This window comes from Arthrobacter sp. CAN_A6, assembly GCF_015751715.1.
GTDB lineage: Bacteria > Actinomycetota > Actinomycetes > Actinomycetales > Micrococcaceae > Arthrobacter_D.
Genome location: NZ_JADOUV010000006.1, coordinates 151,556 through 168,955 on the forward strand (window position 1 = coordinate 151,556; position 17,400 = coordinate 168,955).

The window sequence follows — 17,400 nt, forward strand, 5'->3', positions numbered from 1 at the left end:
ATGAAAACCGATGTTCCCGAGCTGCTGCTGCAGGACGCGGCCGCATGGCGGGACTGGCTCGACCAGAACCACGGCACGTCCGCCGGAGCCTGGCTCGTCCTCTCCAGGAAGGGCGGCTCGTCGACCACGCTGACGTACGCGCAGGCGCTCGATGAGGCCCTGTGTTACGGGTGGATCGATGGCCAGAAGCGTAGCAGGGACACGATGAGCTTCGGGCAGCGCTTCACCCCACGGAGGGCCAGGAGTATCTGGTCGGTCCGCAACCGGGAGCATGTGGGGCGGCTGGAGAATGAGGGGCGCATGCAGCCCTCCGGCCGGGCGGCGATCCAGGCCGCGCTGGACGACGGCCGCTGGGAGCGGGCCTATGCCGGCTCCGCCACGGCCGAGGTACCGGCGGACCTCCTTGCCGCCGTCGCCGCCAGTCCGGCCGCGCAGGCGATGTTCGACGTGCTGTCCGCACAGAACCGGTATGCCCTGGTGTTCCGGCTGGGCCAGCTGAAGACCGATGCCGCACGGACGCGGAACATCGCCGCGTTCACCAGCATGCTGGAGCGCGGGGAGACGCTGTATCCGCAGGGCCGCAGGCCTAACGCGAAGGATTAGCGACGCTGGGGAAAGCAACGCCTTCCCCTACGACGCTGAGCCTCAGCCGGGTGCCGATCCGCGCCATCGCCGCGTTCCAGTGCCGGATGGTGATGATCTCCCCTCCGGTTCCGGCGGTACCGGTAGTTGCGGCGGCACCGGTGCCCTCGAGCCTGATGGTTACTGTCACCTCGGGGCCGAAGAAGTCGGTCTCGAGGACGGTTCCGGCGATACTGCCGTCTTCGGTGATGCGGATCTGCTCGGGGCGTAGCATCAATTGCACGGTGCCCTGGCAGGTGGGCCGACGCACGGGGATTGCGCCGAGCGCGCAGTAGGCGAGGGACCCCTGAAGATCGGCCTCGAGGATGACTGCGTCGCCGAGGAATTCAGCGGTCTGCCGGTCGACCGGCCGCGTATAGACGACGAAGGGATTCCCGACCTGCGCCAGGACTCCTCCCCGCAGCACTGCAACCTGGTCGGAGAAGGACAACGCCTCCGACTGGTCGTGGGTCACCAGGATGGTGGTGACTCCCGTCTCTGCGAGCGTTGCTGCCACGGCCTTGCGGGTGGCGACGCGAAGGCCGGTGTCCAGCGCCGAGAACGGCTCGTCGAGCAGCATGAGTGACGGACCTCGGGCGAGTGCCCTGGCCAGGGCAACCCGCTGCTGCTGGCCTCCGGATAGTTCATCCGGTCGGCGGTCGGCGTAGGCGGCGGCGAGGGACACCATCCCCAGCAGCTCACGCACCCGTGCCCGGGCGGATCGACGTGGGTATGCCCGGCGGTCAAGGCCGAAAGCGACGTTCTCCCCGACGGACAGATGAGGGAACAGCGCGCCGTCCTGGGCCACGTAGCCGATGTTGCGCCGATGCGCAGGGACGAGCACGCCCGGACCGGCGACGACGTTCCCCTGCAGCGAGACGGTTCCCGAGTCGGGGGAATCGAAGCCCGCGATGATCCTCAGGAGGGTTGTCTTCCCTGAGCCGGACGGCCCGACGATGGCCGTGGTGATCCCGGCCTGCACCGAGAGCGTGAGCCCCTTCAGGACTTCCACACCTCCGAAGGACCGGGTCAGTCCAACGAGGTCGAGGTGATTCACGGCCGGGCCTGCAGGGTGCGTCGTCATGGGAATCCTCCGGAAGCTACTGGCCGACGGCTTTGCGCGATTGCCGGTACAGGAGGTACGTCATGGGCAGGGACAAGAGAATCAGCAGCAGCGCATAGGGCGCGGCCCCGGCATAGTCTATTTCAGAACTCAGCGACCAGAAGCGCGTGGCGAGGGTGGACACGCCCGACGGCGCCAGCACGAGGGTTGCAGTGAGCTCGTTCGAGATGCCGAGGAAAACCAGGGCGGCACCGCCCGCTGCTGCCGGGGCGCTCAGGCGGAGCGTCACCCGAAGGAAGGAGGCAAGGGGCGGCGTGCCGAGGGCCCTCGCTGCCTCTTCGAGTTCCCGGGGCGCCTGGGCAATGCCTGCGCGAAGGCTGACGAGCGCGCGAGGCAGAAAAAGCAGGACGTAGGCGGTGATGACCACGGGGGCCGTCTGGTAGAAGGGGTACGCGATGTTGATGGTCACCGTCACGAAGGCGAGCGCCACCACGATCCCGGGCATCGAGCTCGTGATGTAGTTGCTGCTCTCCAGCAGCCGGGTGAGCCTTCCGTTGTGGCGGACGGCGAGCCAGGCGATGGGAAATGCGGCCACCACGGTGACAGCGGCACCGATGAGGCCGTAGCTCAGCGTCTGGAGGAGCGCCGTCGACAGCTCGGCTGCTTCCCAGACCTCCCTGCCGCCGGCGATGAGCCAGCGCGTCACGTTCCAGAGCGGCACCCCGAGCGCGAGGCCGACCAGGGCCAGGACGGCGGTCAGCCCCACCGGCGCCCAGCTCCCCAGGGGGTGAATCTTTGGCGCGGACGCCACGCCGGAACCGAGCCGGGCGTATCGGGCCCGGCCCCGGGTCGAGGTTTCGGCCAGCAGGAGCAGCAGGCAGAGAAGGACGAGCACACTGGCAAGCATGTTCGCCGCCGCGCTGTTGAAGGTGGACTGGAACTGCTGCAGGATCGCCGTCGTGAAGGTGTCGAAACGGATCATGGAGAACGCGCCGAACTCGGCGAGCAGATGGAGGCCCACCAGGAGGGCTCCTCCGCCGATGGCGAGGCGGAGCTGCGGAAGCACCACGCGGAAGAAGGTCCGCCACCGACCGAGGCCCAGGGACGCAGCCGATTGCTCAAGGCCGGGATCGAGGCGCCGGAGCATCGCTGCCGCGGGAATGTAGACCAGCGGGTAGTAGCTCAGAACCGAGATCAGGACGCCGCCGCGGATCCCGGAAAGGGAGGGTATGGTGCTGGCCCAGGCGTAACTGTTGACGAAGGCGGGCACGGCGAGGGGCGCCGCGAGGAGGAAGGACAGCGGGCGGGCAGCCGGAAGGTCGGTGCGCTCCACCAGCCATGCGGCACCCACCCCGAGGACGACGCACAAGGGGATGGTGAGGATCAGCAGGGCGACGGTATTGAAGAGCAGCTCGCCGACACGGGGGCGGAAGATCAGTTCGGCGGCTGCCTCCCATCCCGTCGCGATGGTCATCGAGACGACGAAGCCGAGGGGCACCAGGGTGCCGAGGGTGACGAGCACGACTGCCCCCACGACGCCGACCGGCGGGCGGGAACCGGAGTTCCCGCCCGCCGTCGTACGGAGCTTCAGTGCCCTGGTCACGGGCGGTAGTGTGCTGCCGGCCTAGAGCAGCCCGGCCGAGGTCATCAGTTCCACGACTTTCTCGCCGTTCAGGTCGGCTGGATCGACTGCCGGCGCTTCCAGGTCCTCGAGCGGGACAAGACCTTCGCGTGGCGTCACGTCGGCGCTCACGGGGTATTCGTAGTCACTGCCCGAGCTCAGGGTCTCCTGGCCCTCCTTGCTGGTGATAAATTCGAGGAAGGCGTTCGCGGCCGCCTGGTTGTCGGAGGATTCGAGCACCCCTGCTCCCGAGATGGAGACGAATGCTCCCGCGTCCTCACCCTTGAAGTAGTAGGGCGATACGTTGTTGCTGTTCTCGCCGGTGCCGGCCTGGTCGGCGGTGTAGTAGTAGTGGTAGATCACCGCAGCATCCACCTCGCCGGAGTTCACCGCCTTCATCGCGGCGCCGTTCTTGGGGTAGATCTTCGCGCCGTCCTTCATTGCGCCGAGCCATGCGGCAGTGGCTTCCTCGCCCTCGACGTCGAGCATCGCCGAGACGATCGCCTGGAAGTCGGCGCCGCCTGCCGCGGCGCCCCACCTGCCCGACCACTCCGGGTCTGCCAGGTCCATGATCGACTCCGGGAGTTCTGTCTCGGGCACCTTCTCCGGGTTGTACACGAAGAGCGTGGACCGTGCGGCGACGCCGGCCCACTTGTTGGTGGAGGGGCGGTATTCCTCGGGAACGTTCTGCTGCGTTTCCTCCGTCAGGTCGGAAAAGAGTCCCGCGTTCTCCACCTGCGTCATTGCCGGTGAGTTCTCCGTGATGAACACGTCGGCGGGCGAGCGCTCGCCCTCCTGGAGGATCTGGTTGCTCATCTCGGTGTCGCTGCCCTGGCGGAGTGTCACCTCGACGCCGGTCTGCTCGGTGAACTCGTCGACCCACGCCTGGGTCATCGATTCGTGCTGGGCGTTGTACACGGTGATCTCGCCGCTGATCTCGGCCGCTTCCGCTGACGCGGGGCCGGTCGACGGAGCGGTCTCGGCGGCCGGCTCGGAGGTGTTCGCGCCGCAGGCGGTGACCGTGAGGAGGAGGGCTGCGGCCAGCGCGGCGGAGCGGGCCGTGGATGGGAGCTTCATGGGGGCCTTTCAAACGACATTGCCGGGCAGGGTGGGGCCTGACGGCGGAACGGGTGGTGGTGACCGGGGGACGGTGCGCCAAGTAAGCCTTGCCTAAGTAGTTCTCGGCAATACGGAAAGTGTCGCACGTCTCCGGAAATTAGTCACATTCCTGTGTCGTTATTATTCGCGGCTCCTGCGGGGCCTGCCGGCCGGACCCGTGCGGCGGCCTCGAAGACCAGCCAGGCCTGGAGCTGGGTCGAGAGGCTGACGGGCTTGGAACCCTGCCCATTGCTTCCTGGCGGGAACACCAGGGAACCCGGGACGCTCCCGGGGGAGCGGCGGGTCCAGAGGGCGTCGGCGGTTGCGTGCAGGAGTCCGACGGCGGTCCGGGCGGCGTCCTCGGGGAGACCAGGGGTGCGTGCGGCCAGTGCGAGATAGCGTGCCAGAATGCCGGTGAAGAGTCCGGAATCGCCCCCGGAATCGACCTTCAACACTCCCTCGGCATTCGCCAGTTGGGAGGCGATGTCGCCGACCAGGTGAGCGGCTTCGGCTAGGGACTCCGGGTCGGCCAGGGTCACCAGCGCGCCGAGGACCGTTCCCTGGTTGTAGGTGTGGATAGTGCGGACCACCTGGTCCCGGCTCGGTTCGGGGCCCGTCCCCAGCCGGACGCCGTCGAAATACAGTCCCGTGTCGCCGTCCCGGAGGTTCTCCCTCAACCAGGTCATCAGATCGGCGGCCCGCTCCGGCTCGCCGGAACGCGCGAAGTATAGCGCGGCGGGCGCCGTCGTCGCCGTGTTCTTGTAGTCCCGGGTTGTATTCCAGAAAACCCCGCCGCCGAGCTCGGTGGTGTGCGCCGAGCGAAGCGCGTCTTCGAGGTGTACGACACCGGTGCCACGCCGTCGTCGTCCGGCTGATGCGGATGCTGCCTCGAGACGCTGGAGCGCGAGGGCGAGCCAGGCCATGTCGTCGTAGTAGGAGTTGGTCCAGCGGAGGCCGTTCCGGACCCAGATCCCGCGCGCGAGCCGAGACGCCCGCCGCAGGGCTCCGGCGGCCTCGCCCGGGTCGCTTTCCGCCAGGCGTTCGTACTGGTCGATCAGGCAGTCCAGATAGTGTGCCTGCCACCAGTAATGCCAGTGGCCCCGCAGGCCGACGGGGTGCGGGAAGGCAACCGCTGCGAGCCGCGTTCCCGGCAGCCCCAGGGAGCGTCCGCCGAAGATCGCCTCGACGCTGGCGGCGGCCAGGTGCGTTCTCGATGCGGGATCGGGCGGGGCAGCGGGTGCAGTGAGCATAAAACCACCCTAGCGAACGGCAACCGGGGCCTCGCTGAGCAGATTGCTCAGCCGGGCGACCGCCGGGTGCGCTATGCCGTACGTCACAGTACTCTGGCCTTGGCATCCGGAAGCCCCGGAGCGCCCGAGACATTCGCGAAAAGGACGGGCTCCATGGATATCGCAGGCTCAGTGGCACTGGTGACCGGGGGCGCGTCAGGTCTTGGGCGTGCGACGGCGGAGAAACTGCTGGGCGACGGCGCCTACGTGGTCCTGGTGGACCTGCCGCAGTCCGCGGGCGCCGACCTCGCGGAGCAGCTCGGCGCGAAGGCCCGTTTCGTCGGGGCCGATGTGACTGATGAAGCTCAGGTCCAGGCGGCGGTCCGTGCCGCGGGTGAGCTCGGGCCGCTGCGGGTACTGGTGAACTGTGCCGGGATCGCCACTCCGGGCAAGGTTCTCGGGCGCGACGGCGTCCTGCCACTCGCCGATTTCGTACGGGTACTCAACGTCAACCTGATCGGAACCTTCAACGTCCTCCGCCTCGCCGGCGAGGCCATGGCCGCGGTCGAACCCGTGCGGTCCGCCGGTGGTTCGGATGAGCGCGGCGTCATCATCAACACGGCTTCCGTAGCGGCATTCGACGGGCAGGTCGGCCAGCCCGCCTACGCGGCATCGAAGGGTGGTGTCGCCGCGATGACCCTGCCGATTGCACGGGAGCTTGCGAGGTACCTGATCCGGGTGGTGACCATTGCACCGGGCATCTTCGAAACGCCCATGATGGCGGGGCTGCCCCAGGAGGCGCAGGATTCCCTGGGCCGGCAGGTTCCTCATCCTTCACGCCTCGGCAAGCCGGCGGAGTACGCGGCGCTGGTTGCGCACATCGTCCAGAACCAGATGCTCAACGGCGAGACCATCCGCCTCGACGGCGCCATTCGCATGGCGCCGAAATGATGGACCAGCTTCCTTCAGCGGATTTCCTGGGCTTTGAATCGCTCCTCAGCAACGCCGAACGCGAAAAGCTGCAGGATGTCCGTGACTTCCTCGGCAAGGAGGTCACGCCGCGGGCCGTCGAATGGTGGAACCGGGCCGAGTTCCCGCACGACATGCTCCCGAAGCTCGCGGCGCTGAACCTCAGCACCCCGGTCCAGCAGGGCTACAGCCACCTCTTCAGCGGCATGGTGATCGCGGAGATGACGCGGGCAGACACCTCGCTTGCCACCTTCTTCATGGTCCATCACGATCTCTTCGTCGAGGCCCTCCACGAGTTCGGCTCCGAGGACCAGAAGGCCCGCCTCCTGCAGGACGCGATGGACCTGCGCATCACCGGCGCCTTCGCCCTCACCGAACCGCAGCACGGATCCGACGTCGCCGGTGGCATGGCCACCACCGCCACCCGGAGGGGTGATGAGTGGGTCATCAACGGGGCCAAGCGCTGGATCGGCAACGGCACCTTCTGCGACTACATGCTCCTATGGGCGCGGGACACCGAGACGCAGGGCATTCGCGGGTTCATCCTCGACGCCACCCTTCCCGGGGTGACACGCACGAGCATCGACAACAAGATCGCGCTGCGGACGGTCCAGAATGCCGACATCACGCTCGAGAACGTGCGGGTCCCCGAGGCCGACAGGTTCGCCGGGATCTCAAGTTTCTCCGACACCCGGCACCTGCTGCGGGGCTCCCGTATCCTCGTGGGCTGGCAAGCGGTGGGACAGCAGCTCGCAGCGTTCGACATCGCCCGCCGGTACGCGGTGGAACGCCACCAGTTCGGGCGTCCCATCGCGGGTTTCCAGTTGGTGCAGGACCAGCTCGTCACCATGATCGGCAACACCACGGCCAGCCTGGCCATGATGGTGCGCGTCGCCCAACTGCAGGAGGACCAGCGGTCGGGGACTGCCGAGGCGCCGCGTCCCGGGGCCGACATGCCGCAGGCCGCGCTCGCCAAGTCCTACACCACGGCACGCATGCGTGAGACGGTGGCGCTGGGTCGCAATATCCTCGGGGGCAACGGCATCGTGACCGACTACGGCATGGCGAAGGTCTTCGCGGACGCCGAGGCCGTCTACACCTACGAGGGCTCCTACGAAATCAACTCACTGATCGTAGGCCGCGCCATCACCGGAGTTTCAGCCATCGCCTGAGCCCGGTACCCCGGTCCGCTCTCCGCCCTGCCGGTCGAGCTGCTCCAGCAGCTGTCCGCGCAGTCCGAGGGGCTGATCGGAGGCGGGCCCGGTGGCTGGGTGCCGCCTACCGGTCCGCGTCGTCGGAGTCCTCGGTTGCCAGGAGGTCGAGGGGTTCCCGCGAGGCGTCCTGCTGGGCGCGGGTCCAGCGCCGGTAGTTGTGGTCCACGGAATGCCGGCGCGATCCTGCCGAGACCAGGACCAGGAAGACGGCGAAGATCGCAGCGAACGCCACCAAGGGAGCATTCGGTTCCCCCAGGAACCGCTCGATGGCTATCCACACCAGTCCCCAGCAGGCGGCGAATGCGACGGAGAGCCGGCCCCGGTCCGTCATGCACACCGTGATGGTCCCGAGGGCGACTGCCGCCAGGCCCACCAGTGCCCAGACCAGCGCGCCCCAGCCGAAGAGATCGCTCCGTGCGGCTGTGACAACCGACGCGATGTTGGCCGCTGCCGCGACGATGACCCATCCCAGGTACAGACCGAGAGGCACGTCCACGAGTGCGCCTTCCCACCGTGAGCGCGGCCGGGTGCGGTTCAGGATCCGCAGCGCATACAGGAGCACACCGAGGAGGAGCAGGATGACGCCCAGGCTGAGGGGGAGCATCGAGGCCTGCACGCTCAGGATCCACGCGAGGTTGAGCAGCATCGAGGACGCCACCACCCAGCCGAGCCGGCGCTGCCGCTTGCTCGTGCGCTGGGAGGGAAGCCACTGATAGAGCGTGTAGAGAATCAGCCCGGCGTAAATGGCGCTCCAGATGGCGAAAGCCCTGGCGGCGGGTGCCAGCAGGGTGGCATCCGGTGCCAGGACGCCTCCGGCGGCGTCGCTGATCGACGGACCGCCGAAAGCGCCGACGCCGGCCGCGGATCCGAAGATGCAGGCGAGGGCGGCCAGGGTCACCACGACCGAACGGAACACATCGCGGTTCCAGGAGCGGACGTTCGTCGTCGTGGCGGATGCACCCCGGCGGACGAGGCGTCGCGAGGTGCTCCCCGCGGTCCGGAGCATTCGCGAGGTCGCCGCAGCTTGGGCGGTTGCGGCACGGGCTGCCGCGGCCCGTGCTGCCACGGCCCGCGAGGTCGCCGTCGGGCTGATTGCCTCTTTTGCAGGGGTGACAACGGACATCTTGTGGCCCGCGTCGTCGCGCACGTTCCCGGCTGCGTCGTCTGCCATGCCCGCAGGGCTCCTCGATCCGGTGTCGGTGGGAGCCGTTGCACCGGGCCGCGCCGCCTTGAGTCGCTCCAGGACGCCGGGCCGGCCGGCGGAAGCCTCGCCGGTCTCATCGGAAGGAGTGGTTTCAGAAGTTGCAGGGGTTGCGCCCGCGGGCGGGGACGACGGCGCGTGCGGCGGCCTACGTCCCTGGTTCTGCGGGATGCTCATTGGTTCTTTTGACCTTCCGATGTTGTTTGACCGCGAGGACGGCAGCGGTCACCGCCCCCACCAGCGTACCGACCAGCATCCCGAGGAGGGCACTCATCCATAAAGGCAACCCCGTCGTCGCCCCGGTGACGTAGCCCAGACCCAGCAGCCAGCCGGCCCACAGCACGGCCCCGATGGCCGTGGCGACCAGAAAAGGCTTGAGGGAAACCTCAGCGATCCCTGCAGCCGCGACGCTCGCCGTCCGCCCGCCGGGAAGGAACCGGACGGCGACCAGGCCGGCGTAGGTGGGTGACTTGCCGGCTTTTTCTACGGCGCTCCGCAACCCGCGGTGTACCGAACGTCCCCAGCGGAAACGATCCAGCCAGTGGGTGAGGCGACGACGGAAGAGCAGGAACAGTGCAAGGTCCCCCAGCCAGCTTCCGGCCACCGCAACAAGAACAGCCCCCGGCAGGAACAGTTCGCCGTGGGAGGCCATGGTGCCCGCCGCGATCACCATGAGTTCCGAGGGCACGAGCGGGAACACTACGTCCACGAAGATGACGGCGAACATGATGAGGAGGTAGAGGAGTGTTGGAATGTCGGCACCGGGCAGTTCCACACTCCCAATGTACCGTCCGCCTACCGGCAGGGCCGAGACTTCAGGCGAAGCCGGACAGCTGCAGGGACGACTCGAAGAAGGACTCGGCACCGCTCAGGGGATCAGTGAAGGCAATACTCTTCGCGAGAAGCTGGAGGGGTTCGTCGTAGCTGTCCGGTTGCTGGGGTTGAAGTACCGGATAGAACGGATCATTCATAATTCCGAGGCCGAGGCCCGCCATGTGGAGCCGCAGCTGGTGCGTTTTCCCTGTATGGGGCTGCAGCCGGTAGCGTCCCACCACCCCCTGCGGGGTCTGGCGTTGCTCGAGCAGGCTGATGGTCGTTTCGGTGTTCACCTCGCCCTCCACTTCCTGGGCCAGCAGGTAGGTGCGGGACTTGATGATCCTGCTGCGTACGGTCAGCGGTTCGTTCCCGAGGTTCAACTCGGGCCGCACCGGGGCAACCGCCTCGTATTCCTTGGTGATCCGCCGGTTCTCGAAGAGCAGCTGGTAATTGCCCCGGGTTTCCGGGTTGACGGAGAACAGAAGGATGCCGGCCGTCATCCGGTCGAGCCGGTGCATGGGGATGAGGTCGGGAATTCCCAGCTGGACGCGCAGGCGCACGAGCGCGGACTCCGCAACGTACATGCCGCCCGGAGTGGTCGGCAGGAAATGCGGTTTGTCCACGACGAGGAGGTTCTCGTCCTGGTGGAGGATGGTGATCTCGACGGGAAGCCGCTGCTCGACGGGCAGTTCACGGTAGTACCAGACGAAGGTGTGGTCGGTCAGCGGCGTCTCCCGCGTCAGGACGGTCCCGCCGAGTCCAACCACCTCCCCGCGGTCGAAGCGCTCGCCGATCCCCTGTGGATTCACGTGGTCGAAACGGTCGAGGATGTACTCGAGGGCCGTGTCCCAGGGTCCCTCGTCCGGGAGGCGCAGGCGCGTGGCGTTGACCCCGTTTCGCACGGGCAGCGGGGATTTCATCACCCTGCAAGCCTACGGGCCTTCAGGCGTGAGCCGGCTGACAGTGGGGACAGTAGTAGAGGTCGCGGAGTTCGAGGTCGTTGTCCCCGAGCTGTTCAAGGGTCACGGGTGTGCCGCAGCGCAGACAGCCGCGGTGAGAGCGGCCGTAGACCCACAGGTTATTGCCCCTCAGCTGACCCGTGGTTGCCCTGGTGCTGCGGAGCTTGTTCGCTTCGAGCAGTTTCCTGGCAAGCTCCACCATCCGGGGCAGGTTGGGAACCAGGGACACGGGCGTCAGCGGATGGACACCGGCCAGGAAACACAGTTCGCAGCGGTACACGTTGCCGATGCCGGCGAGGTTCCGCTGGTCGAGCAGGGCGAGCCCGATGGGCCGGTCCGGTTGGGCGGACAGGCGGCGCAGCGCTTCCTCCGGATCCCAGTCGGGCCCCAGTAGGTCCGGGCCGAGATATCCGACGGCGTCCTCCTCCTCCGCGCGGGTGATCACGCGCAGGAAACCGAGTTCGAAGCCCACGACCACGGACTCGCTGGTCTCCAGGACGCAGCGCGCCTTGAAGGCCGGCCGCCGCCATTTCTCCCCGCGCGCATAGACGTGCCAGAGGCCCTCCATCTTGAGGTGGGAATGGATGTCCCACCCATCGTCACCGCCGCCGCGGATGAGGAGATGCTTTCCGCGTGCCACTGCCTCCTGGACGGTGTCGCCCGTGAAATCGACCGTGGCGAATCGAGGAACCCGGATGTCGCACCGCGTCAGTTCCCTGCCGGCAAGGGCCTTGTTGAGCTCGCGTGCCGCGCGCCAGACTGTGTCACCCTCAGGCACGGATCCTCAGCCCCCTCGGAGTCGTATAGAAACCGGCTTCAGCCAGGGCCCGGCCCACTTCGGTGTCAAGGATTTCCCCGCCGTTCACTTTCTCGAGCGCCATTTTTTCGGCAGCACCCCGCCGGATGATCGAGACGAGTGCCGCTGCTGCTGATTCGAGCGCTGCAGGGTCCTCGGTGAACGCCAGCAGGGTCTTCCCACCGCGTTCGACGTACAGCGAGAGAGCTCCGTCCACCAGGACCACGAGGGCGCCCGCCTTTCGCCCGGCACGGTGCCCGCCATCCGCGGAGGGCCAGGGAAGTGCGGCGCCGTAGGGGTTGGCCGGGTCGGTCGCGGCCAGCGCAACCGCCTGCAGCGGGGCACTGGGTGCTCCGAGGACGCCAGCCGGGGCGGCCGGCTGGTTGTCGGCACTGAAGGAACGCAGCCGGTCCACCGTCGCAGGAACAGCGAACTGTGCCGCGCCGAGGTGCTCGATGAAGTAGCCCCGGCGGCATCGCCCCATCTCTTCGAGGCGGGCGAGCACCTTGTACATCAGGCCGAAACCGCCCGGGATGCCCTCGCTGCCCACGGCGCCGCGCGTCACCACACCGTACCGGTCGAGCAGCAGTTCAGCCGTCGCATGGGCGTGCAGCGTCGTTTCCCCTTCAAGAGGCGGTAGTAGATTCCACCGGCCCGCAGCAAGCGGGGGCGTGGTGCGCTGGAAGCCGCCGCCGTCGGCCCCGGACTGGAGGCGCATCGAAGCGCCGGTGAGGGACTTTCCGGGAGCACGGCCGAGCCGCCCCGGACGGGATGACCGGGCACGCGGCGGGGCGGGCCGCTGCTTGTGGGCCGTTTTCCCGTTGGCCAGCAGCGCACGCACGGGCGTGAAGGTGTCATTGCTGATCCGGCCCGCCCACACCAGGTCCCAAAGGGCTGTCACCACCTCGGGTTCCGACGGCGCATCTTGGACGGGGAGGAGGTTCGCCAGCTGGCGCAGGAAGAAACCGCCGCCTCCCTCAAGGAGTTCGAGCAGCGAGGTGTGCAGTGCGGTGGGTTCGAAGGCCGGGTCGGGACGGAGCGTCAGCGGTGCGTTTTCTGCGAGATGCAGGGCGATCCAGCCGTCGTTGCCCGCGAGTGAACCGGCGCCCGACCACACTACTTCGCCCGTCGCGGTGAGTTCATCGAGCATTCCCGGCGAGTAGTTGGCCACTCGCTGCCCGAGCACGAGGGGTTCCCACGCCGAGGCGGGGATGGGCACCCCGGAGAGCTGGTCCACCACCGTGGCCACGCCGTCGAGCCCACGCAGTCCTGAGCCCACGTGCTGCCAGGCGGGCAGGAACCGGCCGTATGCCGCAGGGTCCACCGGCTCGACGTCCTGCCGGAGCGCGGCAAGCGAACGGCGCCGGAGCCGCCGCAGCACCTCGGTGTCGCACCATTCGCTCGGTGCTGCCGGATGAACGATGGTGGTCGTCCCCGGTTCGGGAGCGGGCACGGACTCGGCCGGGCGGAACTCGCCCTCCACCGCCCGTCCGTTCCCCGCCAGCCGTTGGAGTGCACCGGCGACGACGGCGACCCCCAGCCCCAGGCGGGACGCCGCTTCAGCGGCGGTGAAGGGACCGTGGGTGCGGGCGTAGCGCCCCACGAGGTCGCCCAGCGGATCGGCCACGGGCTCGATGAACGCGAGGGGTATGCCCATGGGCAGCGGCACGCCGAGGGCGTCGCGGAGACGTGCTGCGTCCTCGACCGCGGCAACCTGTTCCACCCCGGCGATGTTGACCACGAGGGCACGGTTCACCCGGACCAGTGCGGCGACATGGCTGCTCACCGTTTCGGGGGATGCGCGCGGGTTGCTGGGAACGGGAGCATCGGAGAAGGGATCACCGTCCTCTGCCACCACGCCCGGAGGGGCGGTGGCCGGTTCCTCGAGCCGTTCGGCAATCTCCCCGGGAGTCAGGGGTCCCAGCAGACGCAGCAGGTCGGCGACGCCCTCGAGTCCGCGTGCCAGCCGGTCCGGGCGCAGGCGCTGCAGTTCGCGCTCCGTCTCCGCGATGACGCCGGCGTCGAGCAGCTCGCGCAGCTCGGCGCGGCCCAGCAGCTCGTTGAGCAGCGTCGGGTCGAGCGAGAGCGCAGCGGCCCGGCGTTCGGCAAGCGGGGAGTCCCCCTCGTACAGGAAGGACGCCACGTACCCGAACAGCATCGAGCGGGCGAAGGGGGAGGGCTGCTGCGTGGTCACTTCCATCATCCGCAGCTCACGCCGCTCGAGGGCTGAGGCGAGCTCCTTCAGCGCCGGGAGGTCGTAGACGTCCTGCAGGCACTCGCGGACGGTCTCAAGGACGATCGGGAACGTCGGGTACTTCTTGGCGACGTCGAGCAGCTGTGCCGAGCGTTGACGCTGCTGCCACAGCGGTGTCCGCTTGCTCGGATTCTGCCGTGGCAGAAGCAGCGCCCGCGCGGCGCACTCCCGGAAGCGCGACGCGAACAGTGCCGACCCGCCAACCTCCGCCGTCACGATGCCGTCCAGTTCCTCGGCGTCGAAAAGGAACAGGTCGGCTCCCGGGGGTTCGTCCTCCATGAGCGGCACCCGCAGCACGATGCCGTCGTCGGACGCCATGGCGGAACCGTCCATGCCGTAGCGCTGCTGGAGGCGCGCACCCACCGCCAGCGCCCACGGCGCGTGGACCGGCATGCCGAAGGGACTGTGCAGGACGACGCGCCAGTCACCCAGCTCGTCGTGGAAACGCTCGACCACCAGGGTGCGGTCATTGGGCACCACCTCGGTGGCTTCCCGCTGCTCGGTGAGGTAGGTGATGAGGTTGCCGGAGGCCCAGTCGTCGAGCCCGATCCGGCTGCACCTCTCCCGGGCCTTCTCCGGAGTGGCCCCGGACATCTCACGGACGAAGGCGCCGAGCGCGCGACCCAGTTCCACCGGTCGGCCCAGCGAATCGCCCTTCCAGAAGGGAAGCTTGCCGGGTTGCCCGAAGGCGGGGGACACCAGCACGCGGTCGTGCGTGATCTCCTCGATGCGCCAGCTCGTCGCACCGAGCGCGAAGATGTCGCCCACCCGTGATTCGTACACCATCTCCTCGTCGAGCTCGCCCACCCGCCGGCCGCCCGCCTTCGGCCCCTCACTCGCGGAACCGACGAGGAACACCCCGAACAGGCCGCGGTCGGGGATGGTGCCTCCCGAGGTGACGGCGAGGCGCTGGGCACCGGGACGCCCGGTGATGCTGCCTTCCACCCGGTCCCAGATGATGCGGGGACGCAGTTCGGCGAACTCGTCGGAGGGGTAGCGGCCGGCCAGGAGGTCGAGTGTGGCGTCGAACGCGGAACGGGGAAGCGTCGCAAATGGCGCGGAACGCCGGACGACGTCGAACCACTCCTCGACGTCGATGGTTTCCAGGGCCGCAGCCGCAACGGTCTGCTGGGCGAGGATGTCGAGGGGATTGGTGGGGATGTAGAGCGGCTCGATGCGGCCGGCCAGCATGCGCTCCACGGTCACCGTGGTGTTCACCAGGTCCCCCCGGTGCTTGGGGAAAAGGACGCCCTGCGACACCTCGCCCACCTGGTGCCCGGCACGGCCCACGCGCTGCAGGCCGCTGGCCACCGAGTGCGGGGATTCCACCTGCACCACGAGGTCCACGGCACCCATGTCGATGCCGAGCTCGAGGGAACTGGTGGCCACGACGCACCGCAGCCGCCCCGACTTCAGGTCGTCCTCGATCAGGGCGCGCTGGTCCTTCGACACCGAACCGTGGTGGGCACGTGCCAGCAGCGCTTCGCCGCCCTTCGTCTGGCCGGCCTGCGCCATCACCTCCGCGGGAGGACGCGACGGTTTCGCCGCCGGTTGCTCCCCAGGCGATCCTTCCGCCGTCGGCGGACCCGCCCACACGGCATCGCGTTCCCGGCGCTCCTCGGAAATTTCATTGAGCCGTGCCGTCAGCCGTTCCGCGAGCCGCCGGGAGTTGGCAAACACGATCGTGGAGCGGTTGGCCTCGATGAGGTCGACGATCTTCTCTTCGACGTGCGGCCAGATGCTCGCCTGGGGTGCGGCGTCGCCGTCGTCGTCAGTGGAGGCAGCACCGCCGAGCTCCGTCATGTCCTCGACCGGCACCGTGACGGTCAGGTCCCACTGCTTCTTCGACGGCGGGGCGACGATCTCGACGGGGGCGTTGCCCGAGAGGAAGCGGGCGACCGTCTCCTGCGGCTCCACCGTTGCCGAGAGGCCGATGCGCTGCACCGGCCTGTCGAGGAGGGCGTCGAGCCGGGCCAGCGACACGGCAAGGTGGGCGCCACGTTTGGTTCCGGCCACCGCGTGCACCTCGTCGAGAATGACGGTGTCCACCTCCAGCAGGGTCTCCCGCGCCTTGGACGTCAGCATCAGGAAGAGCGATTCGGGGGTGGTGATCAGGATGTCAGGAGGCCGGGTGAGCATGGAGCGGCGTTCCGCCTGCGGGGTGTCGCCGGAGCGAACCCCCACGGTGATGGCAGGCGCGGGAAGGCCGAGCCGCTTGGCTGTCTGGGTGATGCCGATCAGGGGTGCGCGAAGGTTCCGTTCGACGTCGACGCCGAGGGCCTTCAGCGGGGAGATGTAGAGGACGCGGGTGGTCCGCTTCTGCTTTTTGCCGGCTTTGGAATCACCGGTCTTGGAATCACCGGCTCTTGGGCTGCCGGTCGATGCAGCGGTCGCGGGAACCGGGTCCTCCGTGGCCATCAGCCGGTCGAGCGCCCACAGGAATGCCGCCAGGGTTTTTCCGGAGCCGGTCGGAGCGACGACGAGGGCGTTGGACCCGGCGGAGATTGCGTTCCAGGCACCCTCCTGAGCCGGGGTGGGCGCAGCGAAGGCACCCGCGAACCACTTCCGGGTAGCGGGGGTGAATTTGTCCAGCACCTCAGTCACCCGACCATCATCCCCCGGCGCACCGACATTCCAGGATCATCGGGCTGTTCCCGGGAAGCCGCGCGATGGTCCTGGGGCGGGGAGGACCCGCGGATTACTGTGCGGGCTGCAGGGTACCCACGGTCATCAGGGTGATCGATGTCGCCGAGCATGATTCTCCGTGCTGCTCCAGCACGAGGTAATCAGTGGCGCCGGGCGGGTAGACACGGAGTCCTGCTACCGGCGTCGTTCCGCAGTCGGCGCCATGGTTCTGCCCGCTGCCCTGCTTGAGGGTTGCAGCGGCGGAGTCGCCCGGGGCGAGGGTGAGGACGGTCAGCGAGGAGTTGTCGCGGTCCGCCGGAAGACCGATCTGGTTGCCCTCGGCAGTCACGGCGGAAACCCCGGGGAAACCGGCGGTCGTGCAGGGCGCGGTGGACGCGTTGGTCAGCACGATCGCGCGGTGGACGCTTCCCATACCGCCTGCTCCGGCAGGAGTATCGATCCTGCCGGTCAGCATGGCGGCGGTGCAGGTGCCGACGGCTACCGTTTCGACAGGGGCGGGAGCGGCGTCCGACGACGGCGAAGGAGCTGCGGCTTCGGGTGGCCCCTGGGTCGGGGCGCTGGGTGGTTCCGTGGTGGCTTCAGCAGTCGGCTCAGTGCTGGGAGCGGCGCTTGCAACAGCTGAGTCCTCGTTCGACGGCGCGGCGGAAGGTGGGGCGTCCGTGCTGCTTCCACCGCTCGAGGACACGGTCGGCGCGGCCACTCCTGCAGGCTCGTCCCCGCCGCCGCCCAGCATTCCGCAACCAGTGAGAAGGACGACGGCGCCGAGTGCTGTTCCAGCCAGGACGCGGCGCGGGGTGACCACCAGATTGTTCATAGCATCACCTTAGGGTCGGCCGTACCCCCGTCCAGGCGGCAAGGTGCCCAGCTCGGCATTTGATGACGCAATTGTTACAAAAGTGACGGATGTGATTTT

13 protein-coding genes are annotated in these 17,400 nt (G+C 68.3%); 3 read left to right on the top strand and 10 right to left on the bottom strand.

What is annotated here, in order from left to right; translation table 11 throughout:
- Positions 1 to 603 (top strand): YdeI/OmpD-associated family protein, encoded by a 603-nt coding sequence (locus tag IWX75_RS11700; protein WP_196822418.1) that lies wholly within the window; start codon positions 1 to 3, stop codon positions 601 to 603.
- On the opposite strand, the gene IWX75_RS11705 is transcribed toward IWX75_RS11700, so the two are convergent.
- The 4 genes from IWX75_RS11705 to IWX75_RS11720 form a co-directional block, all read right to left on the bottom strand.
- The gene (locus IWX75_RS11705; protein WP_196822419.1) at positions 587 to 1,705 is read right to left on the bottom strand and encodes an ABC transporter ATP-binding protein; all 1,119 of its coding nucleotides are present in this window, start codon (positions 1,703 to 1,705) and stop codon (positions 587 to 589) included. The two genes, IWX75_RS11700 and IWX75_RS11705, sit on opposite strands and share 17 nt — an antisense overlap.
- 16 nt (positions 1,706 to 1,721) lie before the next feature.
- A complete protein-coding gene (locus IWX75_RS11710) occupies positions 1,722 to 3,287 on the bottom strand; it encodes an ABC transporter permease (RefSeq protein WP_442858975.1) in 1,566 nt (521 codons plus the stop codon).
- Between the two features lie 21 nt (positions 3,288 to 3,308).
- Positions 3,309 to 4,382 (bottom strand): iron ABC transporter substrate-binding protein, encoded by a 1,074-nt coding sequence (locus tag IWX75_RS11715; RefSeq protein ID WP_196822420.1) that lies wholly within the window; start codon positions 4,380 to 4,382, stop codon positions 3,309 to 3,311.
- Between the two features lie 143 nt (positions 4,383 to 4,525).
- Positions 4,526 to 5,653 (bottom strand): glycoside hydrolase family 76 protein, encoded by a 1,128-nt coding sequence (locus IWX75_RS11720; RefSeq protein ID WP_196822421.1) that lies wholly within the window; start codon positions 5,651 to 5,653, stop codon positions 4,526 to 4,528.
- Between the two features lie 153 nt (positions 5,654 to 5,806).
- Here IWX75_RS11720 and IWX75_RS11725 point away from each other — a divergent pair, with 153 nt between their 5' ends.
- Positions 5,807 to 6,583, top strand: a complete 777-nt coding sequence (locus tag IWX75_RS11725; RefSeq protein ID WP_196822422.1) for an SDR family NAD(P)-dependent oxidoreductase — start codon at positions 5,807 to 5,809, stop codon at positions 6,581 to 6,583.
- Positions 6,583 to 7,773 carry an acyl-CoA dehydrogenase family protein gene (locus tag IWX75_RS11730; RefSeq protein WP_196822491.1) on the top strand — a complete coding sequence of 397 codons (1,191 nt, stop codon included), beginning with the start codon at positions 6,583 to 6,585 and terminating at the stop codon, positions 7,771 to 7,773. Before IWX75_RS11725 ends, IWX75_RS11730 begins: the two co-directional genes overlap by 1 nt.
- A gap of 106 nt (positions 7,774 to 7,879) precedes the next feature.
- Here the strand turns inward: IWX75_RS11730 and IWX75_RS11735 are convergent, their stop codons facing one another.
- From IWX75_RS11735 to IWX75_RS11760, 6 genes are all read right to left on the bottom strand, one after another.
- A complete protein-coding gene (locus tag IWX75_RS11735; protein WP_196822423.1) occupies positions 7,880 to 9,193 on the bottom strand; it encodes a tryptophan-rich sensory protein in 1,314 nt (437 codons plus the stop codon).
- The gene (locus IWX75_RS11740; protein ID WP_334684290.1) at positions 9,165 to 9,791 is read right to left on the bottom strand and encodes a DedA family protein; all 627 of its coding nucleotides are present in this window, start codon (positions 9,789 to 9,791) and stop codon (positions 9,165 to 9,167) included. Before IWX75_RS11740 ends, IWX75_RS11735 begins: the two co-directional genes overlap by 29 nt.
- Before the next feature lie 40 nt (positions 9,792 to 9,831).
- A complete protein-coding gene (locus IWX75_RS11745) occupies positions 9,832 to 10,752 on the bottom strand; it encodes an RluA family pseudouridine synthase (RefSeq protein ID WP_196822493.1) in 921 nt (306 codons plus the stop codon).
- 22 nt (positions 10,753 to 10,774) lie between these two features.
- Positions 10,775 to 11,569, bottom strand: coding sequence for an Fpg/Nei family DNA glycosylase (locus IWX75_RS11750; protein ID WP_196822424.1), 795 nt, complete (start codon positions 11,567 to 11,569; stop codon positions 10,775 to 10,777).
- Positions 11,562 to 16,445, bottom strand: coding sequence for a DNA glycosylase AlkZ-like family protein (locus tag IWX75_RS11755; RefSeq protein ID WP_196822425.1), 4,884 nt, complete (start codon positions 16,443 to 16,445; stop codon positions 11,562 to 11,564). Before IWX75_RS11755 ends, IWX75_RS11750 begins: the two co-directional genes overlap by 8 nt.
- 94 nt (positions 16,446 to 16,539) lie before the next feature.
- Complete coding sequence (locus IWX75_RS11760; RefSeq protein WP_196822426.1) at positions 16,540 to 17,301, bottom strand: DUF4232 domain-containing protein; 762 nt, start codon at positions 17,299 to 17,301, stop codon at positions 16,540 to 16,542.
- Between the last annotated feature and the right edge of the window lie 99 nt (positions 17,302 to 17,400).

Coding starts and splice junctions, on each gene's coding strand:
- IWX75_RS11735 (WP_196822423.1), bottom strand. CDS start 9,193: ATGAGCATCCCGCAGAACCAGGGACGTAGGCCGCCGCACGCGCCGTCG.
- IWX75_RS11715 (WP_196822420.1), bottom strand. CDS start 4,382: ATGAAGCTCCCATCCACGGCCCGCTCCGCCGCGCTGGCCGCAGCCCTC.
- IWX75_RS11730 (WP_196822491.1), top strand. CDS start 6,583: ATGGACCAGCTTCCTTCAGCGGATTTCCTGGGCTTTGAATCGCTCCTC.
- IWX75_RS11720 (WP_196822421.1), bottom strand. CDS start 5,653: ATGCTCACTGCACCCGCTGCCCCGCCCGATCCCGCATCGAGAACGCAC.
- IWX75_RS11705 (WP_196822419.1), bottom strand. CDS start 1,705: ATGACGACGCACCCTGCAGGCCCGGCCGTGAATCACCTCGACCTCGTT.
- IWX75_RS11725 (WP_196822422.1), top strand. CDS start 5,807: ATGGATATCGCAGGCTCAGTGGCACTGGTGACCGGGGGCGCGTCAGGT.
- IWX75_RS11700 (WP_196822418.1), top strand. CDS start 1: ATGAAAACCGATGTTCCCGAGCTGCTGCTGCAGGACGCGGCCGCATGG.
- IWX75_RS11745 (WP_196822493.1), bottom strand. CDS start 10,752: ATGAAATCCCCGCTGCCCGTGCGAAACGGGGTCAACGCCACGCGCCTG.
- IWX75_RS11760 (WP_196822426.1), bottom strand. CDS start 17,301: ATGAACAATCTGGTGGTCACCCCGCGCCGCGTCCTGGCTGGAACAGCA.